The sequence below is a fragment of the Segatella copri genome (genome assembly GCF_026015295.1).
Lineage (GTDB): Bacteria > Bacteroidota > Bacteroidia > Bacteroidales > Bacteroidaceae > Prevotella > Prevotella copri_C.
The window spans coordinates 1,213,876-1,238,125 of the sequence record NZ_JAPDUW010000001.1 but is presented as its reverse complement, the minus strand read 5'-3'; the positions used below and the strand labels follow the sequence as shown (position 1 = coordinate 1,238,125).

Annotated in this window: 21 protein-coding genes; 5 read left to right on the top strand and 16 right to left on the bottom strand. The window is 46.5% G+C overall.

The features are described 5' to 3' along the window. Positions 1-23: 23 nt before the first annotated feature. The 6 genes from hisIE to ONT18_RS05315 form a co-directional block, all read right to left on the bottom strand. Entirely contained in the window at positions 24-671 is a 648-nt protein-coding gene (gene hisIE / locus ONT18_RS05340; RefSeq protein ID WP_117728361.1) for a bifunctional phosphoribosyl-AMP cyclohydrolase/phosphoribosyl-ATP diphosphatase HisIE, read from the bottom strand. A 61-nt stretch (positions 672-732) separates the two neighbouring features. Continuing rightward, positions 733-1,512: an imidazole glycerol phosphate synthase subunit HisF gene (gene hisF, locus ONT18_RS05335; RefSeq protein ID WP_118140298.1), complete on the bottom strand. Its 780-nt coding sequence runs from the start codon at positions 1,510-1,512 to the stop codon at positions 733-735. Positions 1,513-1,572: 60 nt separating this feature from the next. Then, the gene (hisA, locus tag ONT18_RS05330; RefSeq protein ID WP_264904431.1) at positions 1,573-2,289 is read right to left on the bottom strand and encodes a 1-(5-phosphoribosyl)-5-[(5-phosphoribosylamino)methylideneamino]imidazole-4-carboxamide isomerase; all 717 of its coding nucleotides are present in this window, start codon (positions 2,287-2,289) and stop codon (positions 1,573-1,575) included. Between the two features lie 16 nt (positions 2,290-2,305). Next, on the bottom strand, positions 2,306-2,944 hold the full coding sequence (gene hisH / locus ONT18_RS05325) for an imidazole glycerol phosphate synthase subunit HisH (protein WP_234564499.1): 639 nt from the start codon (positions 2,942-2,944) through the stop codon (positions 2,306-2,308). Between the two features lie 229 nt (positions 2,945-3,173). Beyond that, positions 3,174-3,710, bottom strand: coding sequence for an FHA domain-containing protein (locus tag ONT18_RS05320; RefSeq protein WP_006846465.1), 537 nt, complete (start codon positions 3,708-3,710; stop codon positions 3,174-3,176). Between the two features lie 99 nt (positions 3,711-3,809). Further along, positions 3,810-4,889, bottom strand: a complete 1,080-nt coding sequence (locus tag ONT18_RS05315) for an SPOR domain-containing protein (protein ID WP_437181680.1) — start codon at positions 4,887-4,889, stop codon at positions 3,810-3,812. A 178-nt stretch (positions 4,890-5,067) separates the two neighbouring features. On the opposite strand from ONT18_RS05315, the gene rfbC reads away from it, so the two are divergent. Continuing rightward, a complete protein-coding gene (gene rfbC / locus ONT18_RS05310) occupies positions 5,068-5,622 on the top strand; it encodes a dTDP-4-dehydrorhamnose 3,5-epimerase (protein ID WP_022121792.1) in 555 nt (184 codons plus the stop codon). A 45-nt stretch (positions 5,623-5,667) separates the two neighbouring features. Further along, on the top strand, positions 5,668-6,471 hold the full coding sequence (locus tag ONT18_RS05305) for a DUF4738 domain-containing protein (RefSeq protein WP_153084423.1): 804 nt from the start codon (positions 5,668-5,670) through the stop codon (positions 6,469-6,471). A 118-nt stretch (positions 6,472-6,589) separates the two neighbouring features. On the opposite strand, the gene ONT18_RS05300 is transcribed toward ONT18_RS05305, so the two are convergent. The 5 genes from ONT18_RS05300 to ONT18_RS05280 all read right to left on the bottom strand — a co-directional run bounded on the left by ONT18_RS05300 (position 6,590) and on the right by ONT18_RS05280 (position 12,740). Continuing rightward, a complete protein-coding gene (locus ONT18_RS05300) occupies positions 6,590-7,738 on the bottom strand; it encodes a sodium ion-translocating decarboxylase subunit beta (protein ID WP_022121790.1) in 1,149 nt (382 codons plus the stop codon). Positions 7,739-7,830: 92 nt separating this feature from the next. Then, the gene (locus ONT18_RS05295; RefSeq protein ID WP_264904430.1) at positions 7,831-8,298 is read right to left on the bottom strand and encodes a biotin/lipoyl-containing protein; all 468 of its coding nucleotides are present in this window, start codon (positions 8,296-8,298) and stop codon (positions 7,831-7,833) included. Positions 8,299-8,303: 5 nt separating this feature from the next. Then, on the bottom strand, positions 8,304-9,332 hold the full coding sequence (locus tag ONT18_RS05290) for an OadG family protein (protein WP_264904429.1): 1,029 nt from the start codon (positions 9,330-9,332) through the stop codon (positions 8,304-8,306). 223 nt (positions 9,333-9,555) lie between these two features. Continuing rightward, the gene (locus ONT18_RS05285; RefSeq protein WP_117693730.1) at positions 9,556-11,250 is read right to left on the bottom strand and encodes a putative transporter; all 1,695 of its coding nucleotides are present in this window, start codon (positions 11,248-11,250) and stop codon (positions 9,556-9,558) included. A gap of 242 nt (positions 11,251-11,492) precedes the next feature. After that, positions 11,493-12,740 carry a phosphoglycerate kinase gene (locus tag ONT18_RS05280; protein ID WP_022121786.1) on the bottom strand — a complete coding sequence of 416 codons (1,248 nt, stop codon included), beginning with the start codon at positions 12,738-12,740 and terminating at the stop codon, positions 11,493-11,495. 324 nt (positions 12,741-13,064) lie between these two features. Between ONT18_RS05280 and radA the strand changes: the two genes are divergently transcribed. The 3 genes from radA to ONT18_RS05265 all read left to right on the top strand — a co-directional run bounded on the left by radA (position 13,065) and on the right by ONT18_RS05265 (position 16,441). After that, a complete protein-coding gene (gene radA, locus ONT18_RS05275) occupies positions 13,065-14,549 on the top strand; it encodes a DNA repair protein RadA (protein ID WP_118080753.1) in 1,485 nt (494 codons plus the stop codon). A 38-nt stretch (positions 14,550-14,587) separates the two neighbouring features. Beyond that, entirely contained in the window at positions 14,588-15,241 is a 654-nt protein-coding gene (gene queC / locus ONT18_RS05270; protein ID WP_117728348.1) for a 7-cyano-7-deazaguanine synthase QueC, read from the top strand. A 75-nt stretch (positions 15,242-15,316) separates the two neighbouring features. Continuing rightward, the gene (locus ONT18_RS05265; RefSeq protein WP_264904428.1) at positions 15,317-16,441 is read left to right on the top strand and encodes a redoxin domain-containing protein; all 1,125 of its coding nucleotides are present in this window, start codon (positions 15,317-15,319) and stop codon (positions 16,439-16,441) included. 75 nt (positions 16,442-16,516) lie between these two features. Here the strand turns inward: ONT18_RS05265 and ONT18_RS05260 are convergent, their stop codons facing one another. From ONT18_RS05260 to ONT18_RS05240, 5 genes are all read right to left on the bottom strand, one after another. Continuing rightward, positions 16,517-17,986 carry an HU family DNA-binding protein gene (locus ONT18_RS05260; protein WP_264904427.1) on the bottom strand — a complete coding sequence of 490 codons (1,470 nt, stop codon included), beginning with the start codon at positions 17,984-17,986 and terminating at the stop codon, positions 16,517-16,519. Further along, positions 17,983-18,273, bottom strand: coding sequence for an HU family DNA-binding protein (locus ONT18_RS05255; RefSeq protein ID WP_006846479.1), 291 nt, complete (start codon positions 18,271-18,273; stop codon positions 17,983-17,985). The genes ONT18_RS05260 and ONT18_RS05255 overlap by 4 nt, the downstream gene beginning before the upstream one ends. A gap of 57 nt (positions 18,274-18,330) precedes the next feature. After that, positions 18,331-19,632, bottom strand: a complete 1,302-nt coding sequence (gene rimO, locus ONT18_RS05250; protein ID WP_218459059.1) for a 30S ribosomal protein S12 methylthiotransferase RimO — start codon at positions 19,630-19,632, stop codon at positions 18,331-18,333. A 3-nt stretch (positions 19,633-19,635) separates the two neighbouring features. Then, entirely contained in the window at positions 19,636-20,589 is a 954-nt protein-coding gene (ftsY, locus tag ONT18_RS05245) for a signal recognition particle-docking protein FtsY (protein ID WP_117586349.1), read from the bottom strand. Between the two features lie 245 nt (positions 20,590-20,834). Continuing rightward, positions 20,835-24,068 carry a S41 family peptidase gene (locus tag ONT18_RS05240; RefSeq protein ID WP_264904426.1) on the bottom strand — a complete coding sequence of 1,078 codons (3,234 nt, stop codon included), beginning with the start codon at positions 24,066-24,068 and terminating at the stop codon, positions 20,835-20,837. Positions 24,069-24,250: the final 182 nt, after the last annotated feature.

The following is a 24,250-nucleotide window of genomic DNA, read 5'->3' as shown; positions in this document are numbered from 1 at the left end:
TTTTTCTCCTTAATGTTGGTTTATTATTTCATTTCGCCCTTACTCTTGGCAACGCGGCGTTTCTTATCCCATTCCGGGTCGTGACGCATCTGAAGTTCTTTCACAACATCTTCTATTCTCAAGCCCTTGCTTGTGAGCAGAACGATGAGGTGATAGAGAAGGTCAGAACTCTCGTAAACGAGTTTCTCGTTGTTGCCGTTTGTGGCTTCGATAATGGTTTCAACAGCTTCTTCTCCAACCTTTTGTGCCATTTTGTTAACGCCTTTCTTGAAGAGGCTGGTAGTGTAGCTTCCCTCTGGCATTTCTTCGTGGCGCTTGTTGATGAAGTCCTGAAGCTCTGAGAGGAAGAGGATTGGGTTGAGTGTATTCTCTTCTGCCCAGCAGGTGTCTGTACCTTTGTGGCAGGTTGGACCATCAGGGTGAACCTTAACCAGCAAGGTGTCGTTATCGCAGTCGTTCTGAATGCTAACGAGATTCAGGAAGTTACCTGATGTTTCACCTTTTGTCCAGAGGCAGTTGCGTGAACGGCTCCAGAATGTTACCTTTTTGGTTGCTATTGTCTTATCGTATGCTTCCTGGTTCATGAAACCAAGCATCAAGACGTTCTTTGTAACTGCGTCTTGGATGATGGCAGGAACCAGTCCGCCTAATTTTTCGAAATCTATTTCCATTTTATCTTGTTTTTATTTTCTTACATTATTATATTCACGTGTCTCAGTATCCTTACGTGTTCTATATTCTCACGTTGATTCCTTCTTCTCTCAGGTATTTCTTGAGGTCAGGAATGGCAATCTCGCCAAAGTGGAACACGCTGGCTGCCAGGGCAGCATCTGCCTTGCCTTGGGTGAACGCATCGCGGAAATGCTCCATCTTTCCAGCACCACCTGAGGCGATGATAGGAATGCTTACTTCTTCAGCTAGACGGGCGAGGGCCTCGTTTGCGAATCCCTGTTTCACACCGTCATGATCCATACTGGTAAAGAGAATTTCACCGGCACCCCGGTCGGCCACTTCCTTAGCCCAGTCAAACAATCCTAGTTCCACCCGTTCTCTTCCGCCTTTCACATAACAGTGCCAGCCGTCAGAATCGAGACGTGCATCAATGGCGCATACGCAAACCTGTGAGCCATAATGGTTGGCAATTTCATCGATGAGCTCCGGATGTCGGATGGCAGCACTGTTGATGCTAACCTTGTCAGCTCCTGCGTTGAGCAGGCGGTCAACATCTTTGAGTTCATTGATTCCACCTCCCACAGTAAATGGGATATTGATTTCGGCAGCCACGCGGGTTACCATATCCGTAAAGGTTTTGCGCTCTTCGAAACTCGCTGTAATATCGAGGAATACGAGCTCATCGGCTCCAGCATCGCTATAAGCTTTTCCCAGTTCTACCGGGTCACCAGCGCTGCGAAGGTTTACGAAATTGGTTCCCTTTACCGTCTCGCCGTTCTTTACATCAAGACAAGGAACGATTCGTTTAGCTAATCCTTTGTTACTTTGAACTTTGACCATTGAACTTTGAACTTTATGATTACTTAACTCCTAACTATAAACTTTTTGACTGTCAACTATTTAACTATTAACTAGTTTCTTAACATCGATTTTCCCTTCGTAGAAAGCTTTTCCAAATACTACGGCAGGAATTCCTGCAGTTTCCAATGCTTCAATGTCTTCGTTGCAACTCACTCCGCCTGAGGCGATAAGATTCAGTTGAGGATAGGCAGCCATTACTTCTTTGTAGAGTTCTATGGCAGGTCCCTGCAGCGTTCCGTCTTTGCTGATTTCTGTGCAGAGAACGTAGCGTACTCCTTTATCGATGTACTTTTTCAGGAAAGGAAGGAGATCTTCAGAAGAATCTTCTTTCCATCCGTTGATAGAAATCTTACCGTTTCTTACGTCGGCTCCCAGAATCAGGCGGTCAGCTCCATATTTGTCCAGCCATTGCATGAAGAGCTCAGGATTGGTGACGGCAATGCTGCCCACTGTAACCATGCTTGCTCCCGCAGCAAAAGCTTTCTCTATATCTTCTTCGGTCTTGATTCCGCCACCGAAATCAACCACGAGAGAGGTTTCTGTGGTAATGGCCTTCAACACCGCATCATTTACGATGTGCTTTGACTTGGCTCCATCGAGGTCTACTACATGAAGGCGTTTGAAGCCCATCTGCTCAAACTGTTTTGCAACCTCGGCAGGATTGTCATTGTAAACCTTCTTCTGGTCGTAATCGCCTTTGGTAAGACGAACACACTGGCCATTTATCAAGTCGATAGCTGGAATTAATTCTATCATATTAGTATTTCCTCTTTTATTTTATCTCTAAAAAGTTCTTTAAAATCTGTTCTCCCACTTTTCCGCTCTTTTCCGGATGGAACTGGCAGGTATAGAAATTATCTTTGTGGAGCGATGCGCTATAAGGAAGAATGTATTCTGCCTTGGCAATGGTCTCCTCGCAGAGTGGCACATAATAACTATGTACGAAATAGGAGTAGGGATGAAGCAGCGCATCAGCGGTAGACTTGTCTGAGTCATAATCCATTCTGTTTCCGAACCCCTTATAAAGGTCAGTCTTCAAATCATAGATTTCATTCCAGCCCATAGCAGGCACCTTGTCTTCGTGTTTCTGAGGCTGGAATCGCTTTACATCTACATCAAAGATTCCGATGCAATCTACATCACCTTCTTCCGAATGGCGGCACAAGAGTTGCTGTCCTACACAAATGCCCAGGACGGGTTGCTTCAAGTTCTTGATTACTTGATCAAGCTGATGAGCCTTCAGATATTCCATTGCTTCTCTTGCCTGACCTTGTCCTGGGAAGAGAACGCGGTCAGCCTTCTGGAGCATTTCTGCATCATCTGTAAGTACAGGTTCGATGCCTAAACGCTTCATGGCGTTGACTACGGAATAGATATTTCCGGCATTATATTTTACGATTGCTACATCCATAACCTAACGTAATTCATTTCTATTTTTTATATTCCGATGCAAAGGTACACATTTTCTTTTAATTTAAAGAAAATAAAAGCAAAAAGATTACGAAATATAGTAGATTTCTTTCAGAAAGTTAGAAATATGGCGGGATTTTACGTTTTCGTTAAGTGAAAAAGGAGCAATTGGATGTAAACCAACATCTAATTGCTCCTTTTGAAGTGTTTATTTTGATAATCGAAACTTCTTAGTTTTCTTCTTCACTGTCTGCTGTGCGGAGAATGATAGAAGTTGCTCCGATGGTGAACAGGGTTCCGTCTTCGATAACGCGGCGTTCTCTGTCGCCCAGAATTTCATTGTCAACGAAAGTTCCTGTATAACTTGGTCCATCACGGAGTACGTATTTCAATTTGCCTTTCTTGTCGCGGCTAACATTGATTACGCAATGGTTCATGTCAACGCTTGGGTCTACGGTTTCGATAGGGCAGTTGATTCCGCTGTTCTTCATGTAGCGGCCGATGATGTTGTCGCCTAACTGCAGCGGGATGACCTGTTTGTAAGCGAATACGTTCTCGATGACAACGATAGAACCGTATCCCTTCTCGTTGGCATTCTCGTCAAGTTTTTCCTCCTTGCGAGTTTCGCGGAGCTTGGAAACTCCCATTCGGATGCCAAACTGCTTATTGCAATTAGGACAAACGAAAACGAGACTCTGACCTGCCTGATACTTGGTCTCATCGAAGGTGATAAAATTATCGCATTTAGGACAACGTACTCTTTTCATATTCTTTTTCTTACTTTTCTGTCTTTATTATAATAATGTGTTGTAGAAGTTTCCGATACTCCTTGCTCTTTGTTCTAGCTATAAACTCTTAACTGTCAACTATTCTTTCACTTTCGTAATCCAGCCGTCAGTAAAAGCATCATAGTTGTGTAAACGGTTGAGAGCAGTATAAGCTTCGCCCTCGGTAGAGTATGTTCCGTATATAACTTTCACATTATTATCCGTAATCAACACCCTAGCTTCCTTGAATCCTTTGTTCTGGAGGAGTTCAGCATAGCAGGCTGCATTGCGCTTGGTAACACGACTTGCCAAAACGATGCTGTAGTAAGAAGAAGCTGTTTGCAATTCGTTGTCCTGAGCCATGTTGACAGACTTGGCAGGAATGCTCTCTTCTGCCTGTGATTCTGTACTAAGTACCAGTTCTTGAGGTTGCGCAACTTTATTGATCTCCTTAGGCATGATGCGGTTCAGCATGCCTGTGTCGATTTGGCTCTTCTGAACGGTTGGGGTTCCCAATGGAGAAGAGTAGGTGAAGAATGCAATGAGAGCGATGCAGGCTGCTGCAATATTGCGCAACCAACTCTTCTTGATGCTGATGAATTCGGCATTTGATTCTTCTTCTTCTTCGTTAACGAACACAGAATTGTTGACAGAGAGTCCACTCTCCATCTTCTGGTTACTATCCTGATTCTTGACTTCGCTTTCTGTACGATTGTTTTCTACTGTCTTTGCTGGCATTTCAATGATTGAAGCAGCAGAATCTTCAGCCTTCTGAACCTCTTCTGCAGAAATCTGCGCGAGTGGGAGCATGTTTAAGCCGCCCAAACCATACAACTCAGGGGTAAGAATGCCCGCCTCGCATGGTTCGAAGGTATAATTTCCGTCTTCGTTCAATATGATGGTGCCAATATCATTCAGTTCAAATTTTCCTGAATTCTCCAGAGTCTGACGCATCTCTGTCACCTCATCAGCAATGCGGTTCAAAGCTTCCGGATAGCTGATGTCGTATGCTTCAACATACGAAAGTGCAAGGAGAGAATCGTTCATCTGGAGCTGTGGGTTAAAGCCAATAGTTCTCAGCGGTGGCAAAAACATGCTGTCTCTGCCATCGTAACGCGCATCTACATGATGAGCCATGAAGCCACCAAATCCTGGGACAATCACGCAATCGTTGCTCAAAAGTAGGATCTCTATATGTCTTTCTAGTCTATTCACGTTTGCAAAGGTAGTGATTTTTTCGGAAATGACCAACAGAAAATAGAGAAAATTTTCGATGAAATCATAAAAAGTCTAATTTGTTTTGTCGTTTCGGGAAAAAGTATTACCTTTGTGCCTAAAATAAATAAGGTATAAATCAATGAAATATACAGAGACAGAAATTGAAGGAGTCTGGCTGATAGAACCTCGGGTATTTGATGATGCTCGCGGCTATTTCTTTGAAGCATGGAAGCAGGCTGACTTTGATGCTCACGTTGGAGGGCATGTGGAGTTTGTGCAAGACAATGAATCGATGTCGGCTCGTGGTGTGCTCAGAGGTTTGCATTATCAGAAAGGTGAATTCTCGCAGGCTAAGTTGGTGCGTGTCATCAAAGGCCGCGTGCTGGATGTAGCTGTTGACTTGAGAAAGGGCAGTAAGACTTTCGGTAAATATGTAATGGTTGAACTGAGTGGAGAGAACAAACGTCAGTTTTTCATTCCTCGCGGTTTTGCCCATGGTTTTCTGGTACTGAGTGACGAAGCCATCTTTACTTATAAAGTAGATAATGTTTATGCTCCTGATTACGAAGCCAGTATTCATTGGGATGATCCTACTATCGGAATAAAATGGCCTATTGAAGGAGTTGAGGTGCTTACGTCAGAAAAAGACAGAACCAAGGCAAAGTCTTTCGAAGAGGCTGATTATTTCGAGTAGAATTGGCATCAGCTTTTATCGGTTAATTTATTTAAAGAACTCATCATGAAAAAGATAGTTAATTTATGGCTGCTCAGTTGTATCTTGACTCTTGTTGCTTGTGGGCATAAGGCCGAAAAGCAACAGGAAGTGAAGGAAGATACTGCGGCTAAGAAGATGTTGCAAGGCATTTGGCTGAACGATGACGATGAGGATGATGTGGCGTTCCGCGTAAAAGGCGATACGATTTATTATCCTGATTCAACCAGTCAGCCTGTCTACTTCTACATTGCTGGCGATACGCTTGTAATGAAGGGTGCTAATATTGCAAAATATCCGATTGTAAAACAGGCTGAGCATATTTTCCAGTTTAAGGTGCAGAATGGGGATGTGGTTAAGCTGGTGAAGACGGAAGATAAGTCTTATTTGCAGCAGTTCATCCACAACCATGCTTCCGTGGCGCTGAATCAGAATACGCTGATTAAACGTGATACGGTGGTTGTAAGGGGCGATGAGAAATATCATCTCTACGTACAGGTTAACCCAACAAGTTATAAGGTCTACAAGAGTTCTTATAATGATGATGGTGTTGAGGTAGACAATGTTTATTATGATAATATTGTGAACTTGCATGTTTATCATGGTGCCAACTGTCTGTTCTCTCGTGATTTTCATAAGAAGGATTTCGATAAGCAGGTTCCTGCTTCTTTCTTGGACCAGTCTATATTGAGCGACATCGTATTCAATAAGATAGATGAATCTGGCATTCATTATCTTGCTGTTCTGGCAATGCCTGACAGCAGTTTGAGTTATCAGGTTGAGGTTATCATTTCCTTTGAAGGAAAAATGAGAATGCGGGTTAAGAGCTAAAGAAGAAATAAAAAAGTCGCCCTGAAAGGGAAAGCATTGGATGTAAGATGCTTTTGTCCTTTCAGGGCGATTCTTTTTTATGTGCTTATCCTGGAGGGGTAGCTTGGTGGCTCAATTTTTAATTGAAGAATCCCAGCAAAGCTCCGGCTGCAACGGCAGAACCGATGACTCCCGCAACGTTTGGTCCCATGGCGTGCATGAGAAGGAAGTTGTGGCGGTCGTATTCCAGACCTAGGTTGTTGGAGATGCGTGCACTCATTGGTACGGCACTCACTCCGGCGTTTCCGATAAGTGGGTTCAGTTTCTTGCCTTTTGGCAAGAAGAGATTCATCAGCTTTACGAATAAGATTCCGCTTGCAGATGCGATGATGAATGCAAGAGCACCGAGAGCAAAGATCTTGATGGTATTCAATGTCAGAAACTCTGAAGCCTGGGTAGAACAGCCTACGGTCAGGCCGAGGAGGATAACGACAATATCATTCAAGCTGCTGCTTGCTGTCTTGGCGAGTCGGGTTGTCTTTCCACTCTCTTTCAGAAGATTTCCGAAGAACAGCATTCCTAATAATGGCAAACCGGACGGAACAATGAAGGTGGTGAGAAGCAGACCGATGATAGGGAAGAGAATCTTCTCGGTCTGTGAAACCTGACGTGCCGGTTTCATCTTGATGACGCGCTCTTTCTTGGTTGTAAGCAGTCGCATCAAAGGTGGCTGGATTACAGGCACTAGTGCCATGTAAGAGTAGGCGCAAACCGCAATGGCTCCCATGAGGTTCGGACTCAGTTTGCTGCTCAGGAAGATGGCGGTTGGTCCGTCTGCTCCTCCGATAATGGCAATGCCAGCTGCCTGGTTAGGTTCGAATCCCAGAGCCAGTGCAATCATGTAGGCGCCGAAGATTCCAAATTGGGCAGCGGCTCCAATCAGGATGAGCTTCGGGTTGGAAATGAGCGCAGAGAAGTCGGTCATGGCTCCAATGCCCAGGAATACGAGTGGCGGGTACCAGCCCTGTTTCACTCCCTGGTAGAAGATGTTCAGAACGGAGTTGTCTTCGTATAAACCTATTTCGAGTCCTGCATCGGCACGGAATGGAATGTTGCCAAGAATGATTCCCAATCCGATAGGAACCAGGAGCAGCGGCTCAAAATCTTTCTTGATGGCGAGCCAGATAAAGAGTGCTCCCACCAGAATCATGATGAGGTTTCCTGCCGAGGCGTTGGCAAAGCCCGTAAAGGTAAGAAACTCATTGAAGTTTTGTATGATGAAATCCATAATTTACTTTGAACTTTGAAAGTTGAACATTGAACTTTATGATTAGTCTTTTGATTGGAAGAGTAATCATTAGCTTTTGTCTAAACAGCTTATTACGCGATCGTAACAAGCGTGTCTCCTTCCATTACTGCGTCTCCCTTGTTCACGTTGATGCTGGTAATGGTTCCTGAAGTTTCTGCATCGATGTTGTTCTGCATCTTCATGGCTTCGAGAACGACAACAGTATCGCCTGTGTTCACCTTGTCACCGACTTTCACCTTGATTTCGTTGATAGTACCAGGCAGAGGGGCAACAACTGGTTTGCCTGCAGCAGGAGTTGCCTGTTTGCTTGATGAAGCAGAATCAGAACTTGCTGCAGAACTTGAACCTGCATCAGAACTGGCAGAAATGTTGTTTTGTCCATCAGTTAACTTTACTTTCTGCTTACTGCTCTTAACCGGCTGTTTCATTTCCACTTCGAATGGAATTCCATTCACGGTTACATTGGCGATATTGCCTTCAATATCCTGTATTTCAACGACGTAATCTACGCCTTTAACCTTATATTCGTACTTTGCCATAGTTTCTATATTTTAACGTTGTTATTGTTGTTGTTGAATTTCGGAGCATTCCATCTGGTCTGTTTTGGCTTGATGGTGATAATGCCGGATTCTACATCGTGAACATCTTCCAGATATTCCTGTAGTGCAAGGGAGATGACTGCCATGTAAATCTCCTTATCAATACCCTTGGTTTCTAAACCATCTTTCAGAATCACGTTGGTCTTATGACTGAGGTCTTGAGTAACCTCGATGGTCTTCTTTCCAGTCTTATATAATAAGGTGGCGTGCTTCTCAGTAGCACGGGCGATGCGCTGTTTATGTTTCATGTAGGCTCCGAAAACCCAGAACACGATGAAGAGGAGAGCAAGGCAGGCAAATACGATTCCCATTGAAAGTACGGCGATTCCTATTCCGTATGGGTCGCTTTTCTTCAATTGCTGGGCTTTACTCAAACCTGTGTTTTGAGGCAGATAGCCTGGAGTTACTGATCCGGCAATGGCTTTCTCCCATGTCTTGAAGTCCTTACTCAGTTCAAAACTCTCATCGGCAGCCAACACTGGCACGTTTACGGAGTCTATCAGGTCAACGGCATTTCCGTCATAGAGTGCTATCCAGTTGGGCATCTTTTCCTGTAGAATAAGATTGAGATGAAAAGGTCCCGAGTTGGAAGAATTCTTTGCCTTCCAATGTTGTCCGTTCCTGCCATCCTGGTACCAGGAACTGCTGTCGAAGATAACGATGCTCTTCTTGCCTCCCAGTGTGGTTCGTGGTTCATTGTTAGGCAATGGACACATCAGCTGTCGGCGAGCTTCAGGCGACATTTTCTTGTCGAGAACCCTTCGGTCGGTGGTTAGGAACATACCACGCACATTATACGTGGTAAAGGAGGAATTGCTCAATTCCACCCATGGTTTGTGCTGCCCGTACTCATCTACAAGATTGGTACGGTTGTCGGTCATCACCTCCGTAATACGGATACTTTTGGCTCCTTGACTCCAAGCGGGCAAGGACGTGATGACTAGCATGGTTATCAGAAATCCCAATTTCTTCATACGCTTACTAACGTTTATAGGGTTATTGTTTCATATTTCGAAAAAATCTGCATCATATAGGAACGATAGCTGTTCCTAGAAGATTCATTAGGTTTGTTTCTTGTGCTCAAAGGTACGAAGAATTTCTGAAAAGACAACAAAAAAGGTGCACAATTTTTTATCTTTGTGCACCTCTTTTGTAATTTATAACTATTTCCAGTTGTTTTGTTAACTTTTGTAAGTCTTACGCTCCGCAGAAGAACAGCACCACTATCTGGGCTGTAAAGATACGGAGGAACATGCTCAATGGATAAACCGTAGAGTATCCTACAGCTGGAGCCTCCTTTGAGCAAGAAGCATTTGCATAAGCCAATGCAGGAGGGTCTGTGTAAGTACCGGCGAGCATACCCATGATGGTGAAGTAGTTGAACTTAAACTTCAGGCGGGCAATCGTACCGATGATGAGGATAGGAATAACGGTGATGAGGAAACCGCATCCCACATATTTCAAACCGTCACCCTGTACTACTGTGTCCCAGAATCCGGCTCCAGCCTTGATTCCCACACTCGCCAGGAAGAGTACAAGTCCTATTTCTCGCAGCATCATATTAGCCGAAGTCGTCGTATAAGTTACCAGCTTCATGCGATAGCCGAAACGGCCGATGAGGATGGCGATGATAAGCGGACCTCCGGCAATACCCAACTTCAAAGGCACCGGCATTCCCGGAATGGCAAATGGGAGAGAACCGAAGATAATACCTACCATAATGCCTACGAAGATAGTGGCTATGTTAGGCGCATCGAGGCGCTTAACAGAGTTACCCATGATTTCAGCCACACGGTTCACATTCTCTTCAGGACCTACAACCAGAATCTTATCACCTACGTGGAAGTGGTGGTTTCTGCCTGCAAAAATGTCCATTCCCTGACGGGAAATACGGGTTACGTTAACGCCGTATACGCTGGAGAAGTGCATCTTACCCAAGGTCTTACCGTTCATTTCCGGACGGGTAACGATGATACGGCGAGAAACAAAGTGCTGTACTTCATCCTTCTCGCGGTCCCATTCAGCTTCAACCTCTGGTCCGATAAAAGCCTTGATGGCTTCAGCATCAGCCTCTGCACATACAACGAGCAATTCGTCTCCAACCTCAAACTTAGTCTTGCTGTTAGGAATGCTCACCTCGCCATTGTGGAGCAGTCGTGAACATACAATGTCACGGTTCAAGAACTCAGAAACTTCTCTCAGCGTTCTGCCTGTAATATAAGCATTTTCCACGCGTAAGTGCATGTTGTGGGCCTTTGCGTGTGGGTTTGCAGCATCTTCTTCGTTAAGCTGTTCTTCCTCATCAGCAGTATTAATCTTACAGATGTACTTGATAAGGATAGTAGCACCGATAATGCCTACCACACCAAGAGGATAAGCACAAGCATAACCGTTGGCAATACTTGGAGCACCATTAGGGAAGACGCTGAGCAAAGCCTCGTTGGCAGCACCAAGACCCGGAGTATTGGTAACCGCACCATAGAGAGTACCTACCATCATAGGCAAGTTGTTAGGGTTGCTCGTGTCAAAGAAGAGATAATAGCAACCAAACATCACGAGGATGTTGAGTAAAATAGCGCTAGCCGAAAGCATGTTGAGCGTAACACCACCTTTCTTGAAACTCTCGAAGAAGCCAGGTCCTACCTGGAGACCAATCATGAAGACGAAGAGGATCAAGCCGAAGTCTTGCACGAAAGTGAGAATTTCCTTTGGACCGGTGAAGCCAACGTGGCCAGCCAAAATACCTGCGAAGAGAACGAAGGTGACACCTAACGAAATGCCGCCAATCTTTATCTTTCCGAGGTAAACACCAATAGCTATCACGATAGCGTAGAGTAGGGCGATGTGAGCCACCGACTCGGTATTGGTGAAGAGATTAACAATCCAATCCATGTATTCGTTTTAAAATCAGAAAATTATATTCCTTGTAGTTTACCAAATAATTTTAGAATTTATGTTTTCTGTTGCTTGTTTTAAATGAAAGATACAGTTCTGTTTATAGAGAGAATCTGTAGATTATTAGGGATTCGATTAAAACTGAAAATTGGAGGACATCACATAGGATGCCCTCCAACCTATTTTTTCTTGTAAAAAATCAAACCCTTTTTGCAAATGGCTTTCTTTTTGACATGAGATTACTTCTCGATAGCTGCTACACCTGGCAATACCTTACCCTCGATAGCTTCGAGGAGAGCACCACCACCTGTAGAGATGTAAGATACCTGATCAGCCAAACCGAACTTGTTGATACAAGCTACAGAGTCACCACCACCGATGAGTGAGAATGCACCTTCCTTAGTAGCCTCAGCGATTGCGTCAGCAATAGCCTTAGAACCACCAGCGAAGTTGTCGAACTCGAATACACCTGCAGGACCGTTCCAGAGGATAGTCTTGGCACCCTTGATGGCAGCTGCGAAAGCCTTGCGAGTCTCAGGACCTGCGTCCATACCCTCCCAACCGTCAGGGATGTTGTTAGATGGGCAAACCTGAGTATTGCAGTCGTTCTTGAAGTCATCACCGCAGATAGAGTCTGTGCCGAGTACGAGGTTTACACCGTTCTCCTTAGCCTTCTTGATTACGTCGAGAGCAACGTCAAGCTTGTCATCCTCGCAGATAGACATACCGATCTTGCCGCCGAGAGCCTTAGAGAATGTATAAGTCATACCACCGCAGAGAATCAGGTTGTCAACCTTAGTCAACAGGTTCTCGATGATACCGATCTTAGTAGAAACCTTAGAACCACCCATGATAGCTGTGAATGGGCGCTTGATGTTGCCGAGAACTGCGTCAACAGCCTTAACTTCCTTCTCCATCAAGAAGCCGAGCATCTTGTGATCCTTGTCGAAAGAATCAGCGATGACAGCTGTAGAAGCGTGCTTGCGGTGAGCTGTACCGAATGCGTCCATTACGTATACGTCAGCGTAAGAAGCCAACTTAGCAGCGAACTTCTTCTGACGCTCCTTCATCTCAGCCTTAGCAGCATCGAATTCTGGAGTACCCTTCTCAACGCCAACTGGCTTGCCTTCCTCTTCTGGATAGAAGCGGAGGTTCTCGAGCAAGAGAGCCTCACCTGGCTTCAAGGCAGCTGCCTCAGCATCAGCGTTACCGCAGTCCTTAGCGAACTTAACGTCTACGCCGAGAGCGTCTGATACGTTCTTAACAATCTGAGAGAGAGAAAGCTCTGGTTTAACCTTGCCCTTTGGCTTACCCATGTGGCTCATCATGATGAGCGCACCGCCGTCTGCAAGTACCTTCTTTAATGTAGGAAGGGCACCGCGGATACGAGTGTCGTCTGTTACATTACCATTTTCATCCAATGGCACGTTGAAGTCAACGCGCACGATTGCCTTGTGACCGGCAAAGTTAAAATCTTCAATTTTCATTTTACCTAAATTTTATTTAGTTTATGTACTAATTTATTGTTCTAAACCTTTCTGCTGGTTTCAAAAACCGAAGGCAAAGATACAAATTATATTTGAATCAGCAAAATATAGTAGCGGTTTTTATGATTTTTAGTAGATGAAATCGTCTGTTTGCTATATCGGGTTTGCAAAATTCGTGTTTTGCGCTTCCTTCTGCCTGATTTGTTAAACAAAATGGAGAGAAATGAAATATATTCTTAACAAATTACTTTTTTTTTGGATTTTTCGATAATAAATAGTACCTTTGTGCGCAGTTAAAGCGTTATTACATATAAATGAGATAAAATGGCGAAAGATAAGATTGCTTTTGTGTGCAGCAATTGCGGACAGGAAAGTGCCAAATGGATGGGCAAATGTCCTAGCTGCGGACAATGGAATACATTTAAGGAAATTCGTATTGCTGCCGATTCCGGATCGCAGGCTGCGAAGAATGCCGGAATGACCATGCGTCATGGTGGGGCTGCCACGATGTTTGGCGGGCAGCACAGCGAGCATGACGCTGCGCCGATGAAGCTTCGCGATATTTCTGCGATTGATGAACCGCGCATCGATATGAGGGACGAGGAGCTGAACCGTGTGCTGGGTGGCGGAATGGTTCCTGGCAGCATTACGCTCCTGGGCGGTGAACCGGGAATCGGTAAGAGTACGCTCACCTTGCAGACCATTCTGAACATGACTGACCGCCGCATCCTGTATGTGAGCGGAGAGGAGAGTGCCCATCAGATTAAACTCCGTGCCGACCGGTTGGCTAAAGGACAGGCGATGCTCAGAGAGGGTTCATCTGCGGACACACAGAAAACGGCTTCTCTTTCATCAGAAGGAGCCTTTGATCATATTACGGTTCTCTGCGAAACGCAGTTGGAGAAAATCTTCAGCCATATTCAGGAAGTGGCTCCACAGTTGATAGTTATAGATTCTATACAAACTATTGCTACGGAAGAAGTAGACAGTTCGCCGGGTTCTGTTTCCCAAGTTCGCGAGTGTGCAGCCTCCCTGCTCCGATTTGCCAAGACGAGTGGCATTCCGGTTATTCTGATAGGACATATTAATAAGGAGGGAACACTTGCCGGACCAAAGATTCTGGAGCACATCGTAGATACGGTGATTCAGTTTGAGGGCGACCAGCATTACATGTACCGCATCTTGAGAAGCATCAAAAACCGATTCGGAAGTACTTCTGAGTTGGGAATCTACGAGATGATGCAAGGCGGACTCCGACAGGTGAGCAATCCTTCAGAGTTGCTGCTTACTGAAGATCATGACGGGCTTTCGGGTGTTGCCATCAGCGCAGCCATCGAGGGTGTTCGTCCGTTCCTGGTAGAGACGCAGGCTTTGGTTTCAACAGCAGCTTATGGAACTCCGCAGCGTTCGGCAACGGGTTTTGACCAGCGCCGTTTGAACATGCTCCTGGCGGTTCTAGAGAAACGTGTGGGGTTCAAACTGATGCAGAAGGACGTGTTCCTGAATATTGCCGGAGGATTGAGAGTAACCGATCCTGCCATGGACTTGAGTGTGTTGGCAGCCGTATTGAGCAGCAATGTTGACACACCTATCGAGCAAGGCTGGTGTATGGCAGGCGAGGTAGGTCTGAGCGGTGAAGTCCGTCCGGTGAGCCGCATCGAGCAGCGTATTGCTGAGGCTGAGAAACTGGGATTCCAGCACATCATCATTCCGAAGTACAACAATCATGGTTTCGACCATAAGAAATATAAGATAGAAATTCATCCCGTAAGGAAGGTGGAAGAAGCATTCCGCTGCCTGTTCGGGTGAAGTAAAAAGTAATCATACAGTTCAAAATTCAAAGTAAAATGAAGGATTCAGTAATCATTGTGAGCGGCGGCATGGATAGCATCACGCTGCTCTACGATAAGAAAGACGAGATTGCACTCGGCATTAGTTTTAACTATGGAAGTAATCATAACGAGCGTGAAATTCCTTTCGCCAAGATGCATTGTGAGCGTTTGGGAATCAAGCATATTACGATAGATTTGGGTTTTATGCATCAGTATTTCAAAAGTTCTCTTCTTGAAGGTGCTGATGCGATTCCTGAAGGTCATTATGCTGCTGATAATATGAAGAGTACGGTGGTTCCTTTCCGTAATGGAATCATGCTGAGCATTGCCATCGGCATTGCAGAGAGTAATAAACTGAAGAAAGTTTTCATTGCTAACCATGGTGGCGATCATACGATTTACCCAGACTGCCGTCCGGAGTTTATCAAGGCGATAGATGAGGCTGCCGAAGCAGGAACGTTCGTCGATGTACGCGTGGTGGCTCCTTATACGAATATTACCAAGGGGCAGATTGCGAAGATTGGCAAGAAGTTGGGCATTGATTATGCTGAAACCTGGAGCTGCTATAAAGGCGGTGAGAAGCATTGTGGCAAATGCGGAACCTGTGTAGAGCGCAAGGAGGCTTTGGCCGAGGCGGGTATTGAGGATACTACTGAGTATGAAGAATAAGGTTGAAGATGAGTCAGGCGTTCTTCGTTCCCTATATATAATAAGGTATAATCAGAATAAATATAATAAAAGAAAATGAAAACAACGATTTTATCTGCGGCATTGATGCTTGCATCAACTGTTGCGATGGCTCAGAAGAGCAACTTTCAGTTGAAGGTGGATTTGAAGAATTTCAATTCCGATTCTGTACTTGTTTACAAGGGCAGAAATGTTAAGATGGATACGGTTTTGGTGAAGAATGGCAAGTTTACCTATTCTGCAAACCTTGATAAGGCTGCCGGATACGTTTTCCTCTCACCTGAAACTTATCGTGGCGCAGGTCAGTTTATGTTCAATCTGCCTTGTGTTCCTGGCGAGAAGGCTGAAGTTAAGGGCGATGCAAAGACCCGCTTTGATATTTCGGGTTCTAAGTTCTATCAGCAGTATCATGAAGTAGATGTCCTGCTGGAGAATGCAAATAAGGAGTTGAGAGATTATGAAGCTTCTCTGAACCAGAGAATCAAGAATGGTGAAACCCAGCAGACTGTCATGGCAGAATATGAGCAGAAGGCTCCTGCCCTGCAAAAGGCAAAGGACGATAAGATTTTCGATTTCGTAAAACAGCATCCTGATTATGAGGCCTGTGCTACTATCTTCGAGCAGTTTGATGATGTTGCAAAGATGGAGAAACTGCTGGGCTTGCTCTCAGAGAATGTGAAGAACGGCAGAATGAAGGCTTTCTACCAGCCAATGATTGATATGGCTAAGAAGCGTGCTGAGGCTGAGGAGAAGGCTAAGAAGGTGCAGGCTGCCGGTGTTGAGGCTCCTGACTTTACGCTGAAGGATATTAAGGGAAATGATTTCAAACTTTCCAGCCTTCGCGGTAAGATTGTAGTTCTCGATTTCTGGGGTTCATGGTGCGGATGGTGCATCAAGGGAATGCCTAAGATGAAGGAGTATTACGAGAAGTACAAGGGTAAGTTTGAAATTCTTGGTGTAGATTGTAATGATACAGAGGCTAAGTGGAAGGCTGCTGTTGAGAAGCACCAGTTGCCATGGATTCATGTTTACAATCCGAAGGACAGCAAGGTTCTCAGCGACTACGCTGTTCAGGGTTTCCCTACAAAGATTGTGATTGATGCTAATGGTAAGATAATCAAGACTATCGTTGGCGAGGATCCTGCTTTCTACACTTTGCTTGATGAAGTGTTGGGCAAGTAATGTAACATCAAACAATGTCGCCCTGTAAGTGCAAAATTACATTTGCTCTTACAGGGCGTTTTTTTGTTTGTATTTTTATTTCTTTTTCTTCTTCAATTCCAGTTTCGGAATCTTGATTTTCTGTCCGGCTTTTATGGTGCTTGTACCATTCAGGGCTTCTACGTAGCATTCCATGCCCGAACCTAAATAGCGGGTGCTGATCTGTTCGAGGGTCTGACCGGCGCCAACCGTAACGGTTTGGGCAACTCCTACGATTCGGTAAGCTCCCGTGCGTACGCGAGCATCCTTATCATACTGGGATGATGCTATTTTCGAAGTAGCCTTTTCTTCGGCTTTATCTTTAGCCTTTTCTTTTGCTTCAGCCTTAGCTTTTGCTTCAGTCTGCTTAGCTTTTTCAGCGCTAGCACTTTCCTCATCCGAATTTTCAGCCAGTTTTACTGCTTCTGCAGTTTTAGCCATACGGATGCTGTCTTCCATCGCTTTCTGGCGGAGTTTCTGTTCCTGAGAGAGTGGGGCGGCAGCTGGTTTGGCTGGGACTTTCTTGGCTGGAGCCTGATGATACTGGTTTAGCTGCATGGCTAGATGATCGCGCTGGGCAGTCATCTGACCATAGTTGAAGGCAAACCATCCCATTCCGCCAATCAAAGCTACTACGATGAGACAGACTGCAACGACCAGATAGCGAGGAATAACAATATGATGAGAATTGGAAGATTCTTCTTCCTCCTCTTCTTCTTCAGATTCATCTGATGCAGGTACTGCAGGTTCAACAACTGCTTTCTGGGCTTGCTGTTGCTGGGCTAATTCAAGCTTCTCTTGCTCCAGTCTTTCCTGCTCAAGTTTTTCCTGCTCAAGTCTTTTCTGCTCAAGTCTTTTCTGCTCAAGTCTTTCCTGCTCCAGTCTTTCTTGCTCCAGTCTTTCTTGCTCCAGTCTTTCTTGCTCCAGTCTTTCTTGCTCCAGTCTTTCCTGCTCTTGCTTTTCTTTTTGTATTCTTTCCTGCTCCAGTTGGGCTTGTTTTAATTTTTCCAGTTTAGCTTGTTCAATAGCAATTTGCTTTGCCAGTTCGTCTTCGGCTTCTTTTTCCTTTTCCTTTTCAGATCCGTTTACGACAACCTCCGGATTTGGAGTTGCAGTTTTTTCTTCGTCCAGAAAATCGATTACTTGTGCAGGAGCATCTTCTGTCTGTTCTTCTCCAAACTTCTCATCTATTTCATCGAAATCTACGCCGTCATTTACCACCACCGTTTCAAATTGGGCGAATGGCTTGTTCACGATTTCTTTCAGGATGTTGTCAGGCGTGAAGGTGAGTTTGTCTCTGCCTTCAATGGTGAAGCGCTCGCCCGTGTTCACATTGATGCTTTCACGGTCTTTCGTGGCCTGTACCTTAAAGGTGCCCAGCCATTTTATCTTCACCTGCTTGTCGGCATCGAGTCCCTGGTTGCACACATCAAACATCTTCCGGATGAAGAGTTCTGCTTCCACCTGGCTCAGACCGCTCTTATCAGCAAGCAGTTTTCCGAGTGTATTTAAACAGAATTTGCTCATTGCTCATCCCCTCCATTCTTTAGTTTTTCCTTGACCGAAGCAACCGGTCGGAAACCCAACACCAACTTAGGCGGCACCAGCTGGCGCTTCTTGGTAGTAGGATTAACCACCACTCGCTCCATGCGCTTCTTCACTTCGAAGGTGCCAAAATTGGGGATAGAGACAGCTTCTCCATCCTCAAACTCGGCAATCATAGCGTCTATCGCCTTGCGCACCAACTTCTGGGTGTCTTCCTGCGAATAGCCGGTTTGCTGAGCCAGTTCAGCGATGTATTCCTTATTGTTCATATTTATTTAATATGTAGTCAAAATTTCTAAAACTCCAGGCTATGGGGGAGAGAATGATTATTTCACCACCTTGCCATAGAGGTCAAATTCCTCGCTTGCAGTAATTTCTACCTGATAGAAACAACCCACGCGCAGACGCTTCTCATCGGCACGGATCAGAACCTCAGGGTCTACTTCCGGAGAGCAGAACTCTGTTCGTCCGATGTAGTAATCGCCTTCCTTGCGGTCGATGATAACGGTCATGGTTTTGCCCACTTTATCGGCCTCAATCTCAGAGCTGATGTCTTGCTGCAGAATCATCAGTTCGTCCAGCCGGCGCTGCTTTACTTCGGCAGGCACATTATCTTCGTAGTGGGTGGCGCTGTAGGTTCCTTCTTCCTCAGAGTAGGCAAAGGCGCCCATGCGCTCAAATCTCTGTTCGCGTACAAAGTCGAGGAGCTCGTGAAAATCCTCATCTGTCTCGCCTGGGAAACCAACCATCAGCGTAGTGCGGATGTGAATGCCTGGCACGCGTTCGCGGATGGCCTTCAGCAGATTGATGGTTTCCTGCTTCGTTACGTGGCGATGCATGCTGGTGAGCATGTGGTCGCTGATGTGCTGGAGGGCAATGTCGAGATATTTGCATACGTTTGGCTTCTCGCGCATCACGTCCAGAAGATCCATTGGGAACTGGTTCGGATAAGCGTAATGCAGGCGAATCCATTTCACGCCCGGAATATCAGCCATCTCGCTGATGAGTTCGGTAATATGATGCTTGCCGTCAATATCTACGCCGTAGTAGGTGAGTTCCTGAGCGATAATCTGAAACTCCTTCACGCCTTCTGCCACCAGTTCGCGCACCTCCTGCAGAATCTCTTCCTTTGGTCGGGAAACGTGCTTGCCGGTGATGATAGGAATGGCGCAGTAGGCACAGTGGCGGTTGCAGCCCTCGGCTATCTTGATGTAGGCATAATGACGCGGAGTGGTGAGATGGCGCTGGCCGTTGCAGGATGAAACTTCCGCCTTGCCGAGTTCCTGCAGAAGCTGCTTGTAGTTGAATTTGCCGTAGAACTTATCCACTTCGGGCATTTCTTCTTCCAGTTCCTTCTGGTAGCGCTGCGAGAGGCAGCCCATTACGTAGAGCTTTCTGAGTCGGCCTTCTTCCTTAGCCTGGATAAACTCCAGGATGGTGTCGATGCTTTCCTGCTTTGCATCCTCGATGAATCCGCACGTATTGATGACGGCTATCTCGCCCTGAGGGCGCTTTGGATCGTGAACGCAATGGTAGCCGTTTGCCTCAAACTGCTTCATCAGCAACTCGCTGTCTACGAGATTCTTCGAGCAGCCTAGGGTAATAATATCTATCTGATTTTTCTTCATTTTCTAATTTTTAAAGAGCGAGTCTACGAATTCTGTCTTGTTGAAGAGCTGCAGATCTTCCATACCTTCGCCCAGTCCGATGTATTTTACAGGCACCTTGAGCTGGTCGCTGATGCCGATGACAACGCCGCCCTTAGCGGTTCCGTCGAGCTTGGTGATGGCGAGCGAGGAGATGTTGGTAACGGCAGAGAACTGCTTAGCCTGCTCGAATGCATTCTGTCCGGTACTTCCGTCGAGCACGAGCATTACCTCGTCTGGTGCCTCAGGCATTACCTTCTTCATCACTTCCTTTATTTTCTTGAGCTCATTCATCAGGTTCACCTTGTTGTGCAGTCGGCCTGCCGTATCGATGAGCACCACGTCGGCGCCGTTTGCCTTGGCGCTCTGCAGGGTGTCGAACGCTACGCTTGCCGGGTCGCTTCCCATCTGCTGTTTCACTACAGGCACACCCACGCGCTCGCCCCAGATGCAAATCTGCTCTACGGCAGCGGCACGGAAGGTGTCGGCAGCTCCCAGCATAACCTTCTTGCCAGCCTTCTTAAACTGGTAAGCCAGTTTGCCGATGGTGGTTGTCTTGCCCACGCCGTTTACGCCTACTACGAGGATAACGTAAGGCTTATGGTCGGCAGGGAGATCCCAGTCTGCCAGGTCATCGCTGTGATTCTCGGAGAGGAGAATGGCGATTTCCTCGCGCAGAATGCGGTTGAGCTCGCTGGTTGAAACATATTTATCGCGGGCCACACGTTCTTCGATGCGGCGGATAATCTTGACCGTGGTTTCTACACCTACATCTGAGGTGATGAGTACCTCTTCGAGATCGTCGAGCACATCATCATCGACGGTAGACTTTCCGGCAACGGCGCGCGCCAGTTTGCCAAACACACTCTCCTTGGTTTTTTCAAGTCCCTTATCGAGAGTTTCCTTCTTTTTGTTGCTGAATAATCCGAATAATCCCATAATCTTGTTTTTTATCTTCTGCAAAGATACTCATTTTTTTTTATTTTATGGCTTTTTCACTTGCTTTTTCGCCCTTTTCAAGAAAAAAAGTAAAGATTTAGAGGGTTTTATGTCATGACAGAAGGGTTTTCGCCGATATTGTGGGTTAATAAGGTTTAATAAATAATGTTGTCTGCTACAAAAAACAAATCGCCCTGCAAAGGACAAAAGCGGTTTGGCTTCTGGACCCTTGCAGGGCGTTCTGTTTATTTCTTCATCATTTCCTTTACGGCTCTTTCGAGCTGGGTATCATGGCCATTGATGAAATCTTCCGGACTGTTGTAAACCTCGATGTCTGGGTTCAGCTGGGTGTTCTCGCCGAACACGCCACGCATGTCGCGGCAGCCTACCTGAGGAATACCGAATACCAGCGTGTTGTCCATCAGCGTTTCCCACCATACGGCTGTCATGGTTCCTGCTACAGGAGCACCGATCAGCTTGCCGATTCCGAGTTCCTTGTAAACCCATGGGAAACCATGACCGTTGCTGTAATCGTTCTCGCAGATCATGACGCAAGATGGCTTCACCCATTTGTTGAACGGATCGCGGCCAACTACCTTACCGTGAGGTACAAACTCCTGATATTGCTTGCCGTTGAGCAGGGTGCAGAGATCATCGTGCAACCAGCCGCCACCATTATGGCGCTCGTCTACGATTACAGCGTCTCTGTTTCGGTTCTTGTCGCTCAGCAGTTCGCTGTAAACGGTGCGGAAACTTTCCGAATCCATCGCCTTAACGTGAACATAAGCGATGCGTCCGCCCGAAATGCTGTCAACGAAAGCGCGGTTGCGGTCTACCCATCGCTTGTAGAGCAGGTTGTTGAGTTTGCCCTGAGAGATAGCCTTCACCGTAACCTCCATCTTCTTGCCCTTGGCGTTTCTGATGCCAAGGCGTACATTCTTGCCAACCTTTCCGTCTAGCAATGGGAAGTAGTCCATTCCGGCTTTAATCTCCTCGCCGTCGATGCTCTCGATGATGCTGCCGGCTGTAACGCCCGTATTCTTCACATCGAAAGGACCACGCTTGATAATCTCCTGAATCTTCAGACCGTCGCCCTGATACTGAGGGTCGAAGAATACTCCCAGGTTGGCGGTGGTAAGCGCGCTGTTCGAAGCGTAGTAGCGGGCTCCTGTATGCGAAGCGTTCAGCTCGCCAAGCATTTCGCTCAACATCTCCTGGAAGTCGAAATTGTTGTTGATGTAAGGCAGGAACTTCTCGTAGGTCTTGCGGTAGCCTTCCCAGTCAACACCATGAATCTTAGGGTCGTAGAACTTGTCCTTCACCTGTCGCCAAACGTGGTCGAAGAGATACTGGCGCTCCTCGGCTGGCTTATAGTTGAAGTTAGCCTCGAAGCTGATGTTCTTGGTGCTGAATCCGCTCAGATCCACCTTCTTGATGCTGCTTCCGTTGCAGATAAAGAGGTTCTTCACATCCTTGTCGGTCTGCAGGTTGCCCTGGCCTACGCCCTTCATCACGAGTTTGGTAGAGCCGTCCTTCAGGTCGTGCTGCCAGAGGTCGTAATCATCCTCGAAGGCTGCCTGGTAGTAGAGCTTGTCGCCGTCTTTTGAGAGCACGGCATCACCCATGTGCGAAGAGTTTGCGGTGAGGCGTACGATTCTGTCGCGGCAGTTTTCGATGTCAAGTTCCAGTGGCTTTACCTTTTCCACCTCTATCTTTCCGGTCTTCTTCTGCTTTTCGTCAGCCTTCTTTTTAGCCTCTTCCTTCTTCTCGTCTTCCTTCTTCTCCTTTTCGTCCTTGTTGGCGTCAGCCAGTTCTATCTCTTCCTTGCTCATGTTGAAGCGGTTGTAGGCGTCCAGGTCGAAGAACATGATGTAGGCATCGTCTTCTGCTCCCCAGCTTCCATGACTGCGGTAACCGGCTCTGTCGCTCTGGAAGAGCATAGCCTTGCCGTCGAGCACCCATTTGCCGTTGCTGTCGCTGTAGCCGGAATTGGTCAGGTTGTGAACCTCCTTGCCGTCAGCCTTTACCAGCGCAATATCCTGGTTGTTCCAGCCGCCGTTGCCGATATAGGTTGAAAGGAGCCATTTGCTGTCTGGTGACCATTCGAAAGCGATGTCTCCATCGCTGTAAGAGTAGACGTATTTGCCATCGAGCACGGTGCGGATTTCCTTCGATTTCAGATTGACGATGCGGAGTGCAGCGCGGTCTTCGAAGAAAGCCACTTCCTTGCCGTCAGGAGAGTATTGAGGATACTGCGATGTAATGCCTGTTTTCACCAGCTGCTCTTCCTCGATATCGGTAGCGTAGGTGAAGTTCTTTTCTTTCTCGTTCTTGATCTTAGACTGGTAAATCTGCCATACGCCGTTGCGCTCGGCTGCATAGACCAGAGCTCTGCCGTCTGGCGAGAAACTCAGGTTGCGCTCCTGTTGTGGTGTGTCGGTAATGCGCTTGGTAGTGGTGTATTCTACAGAAGTTACGTATACGTCGCCATGCATCACGAAAGCCACTTCCTTGGCGTCTGGCGAAACGGAAATCTCTGTTGCTCCCCAGCTTTTAATCTGACGTACGAGGCTTGGAGCGTCATTATCTGTTGTAATGGAGATGTTCACCTTCTGAGGTTCTCCACCTTCTTTCACGGTGTAGATTTCGCCATCATATCCGTAGCAGAGCAGGTCGGCGCTGGATGCAGTGAGGAATCTTACCGGATTGCCTTTGTGGTGGGTAATCTGCTTGTCGCTTGAACTGTTGAGGCTGCGGCGGTAGATATTGAATGTGCCGTCCTGCTCGCTCAGATAGAAGAATGATTTCTCGTCTGATGTCCATACTGGCGAGCGGTCTTCGCCGGCAAAGGTAGTCTGCTTGGCAAACTTACCGTTGCTCTTCAGCCAGATGTCGCGAGCGATAGGTGATTTCTGGTGTTTGCGCCAAGGGTCTTCGTATCCCTTTTTGTCGTGGTAGAGAATGTCGCCGTTCTTGGCGATGCTGATATCCTCCATGGTGAGGGTAGAGAAGAGCTCCGGCCTTCCGCCCTTGGTGCTTACCTTATATACTTGTGGAAATGTGTTGTCGCCGAAGATGATGCTCTGGGCTGTAGGCTGCAGACTGGCAGAGTAGAGTACATGGTCGTTGTCTGCAAAGGCGATAGGTGTTTCGCTGCCGCTGTTGGTGGTGAGTCGGGTAGGAGCACCGCCTTTTGCATCGATTACGAAAATGTCGAGACTTCCTTCGCGGTTAGACTGGAAGGCAATTTTCTTGCTGTCAGGGCTCCATACAGGATGTGAATCGAAGGCTGCATGGGTTGTGAGCTGTCGTGCTTCACCGCCGTTGACAGAAACACTGTAGAGGTCGCCTTTATAAGCGAAGGCGATGGTTGTGCCATCGGGTGAGATGGCTGGGTAGCGCATCCAGAGCGGATGTTCTTCTGCGCTGGCAGAGAGTGCTGCTGAGAGCAGGGCTACTGAAAAGATTAACTTTTTCATTTGCGTATGTTTTATGTTTGAATATGCGTTATAAAAATCTCTTCTCTTTCGGGGTCAGAATGCTGTTTCTTGCTCCTAACGGATGCAAAGGTAGTTATTTTTTGCGATATTTAAGCATAAAAAAAGAAAAAAGTGAGAAAAAGTTTGGTGTATTCAAAAAATATATGTACCTTTGCAGCCGC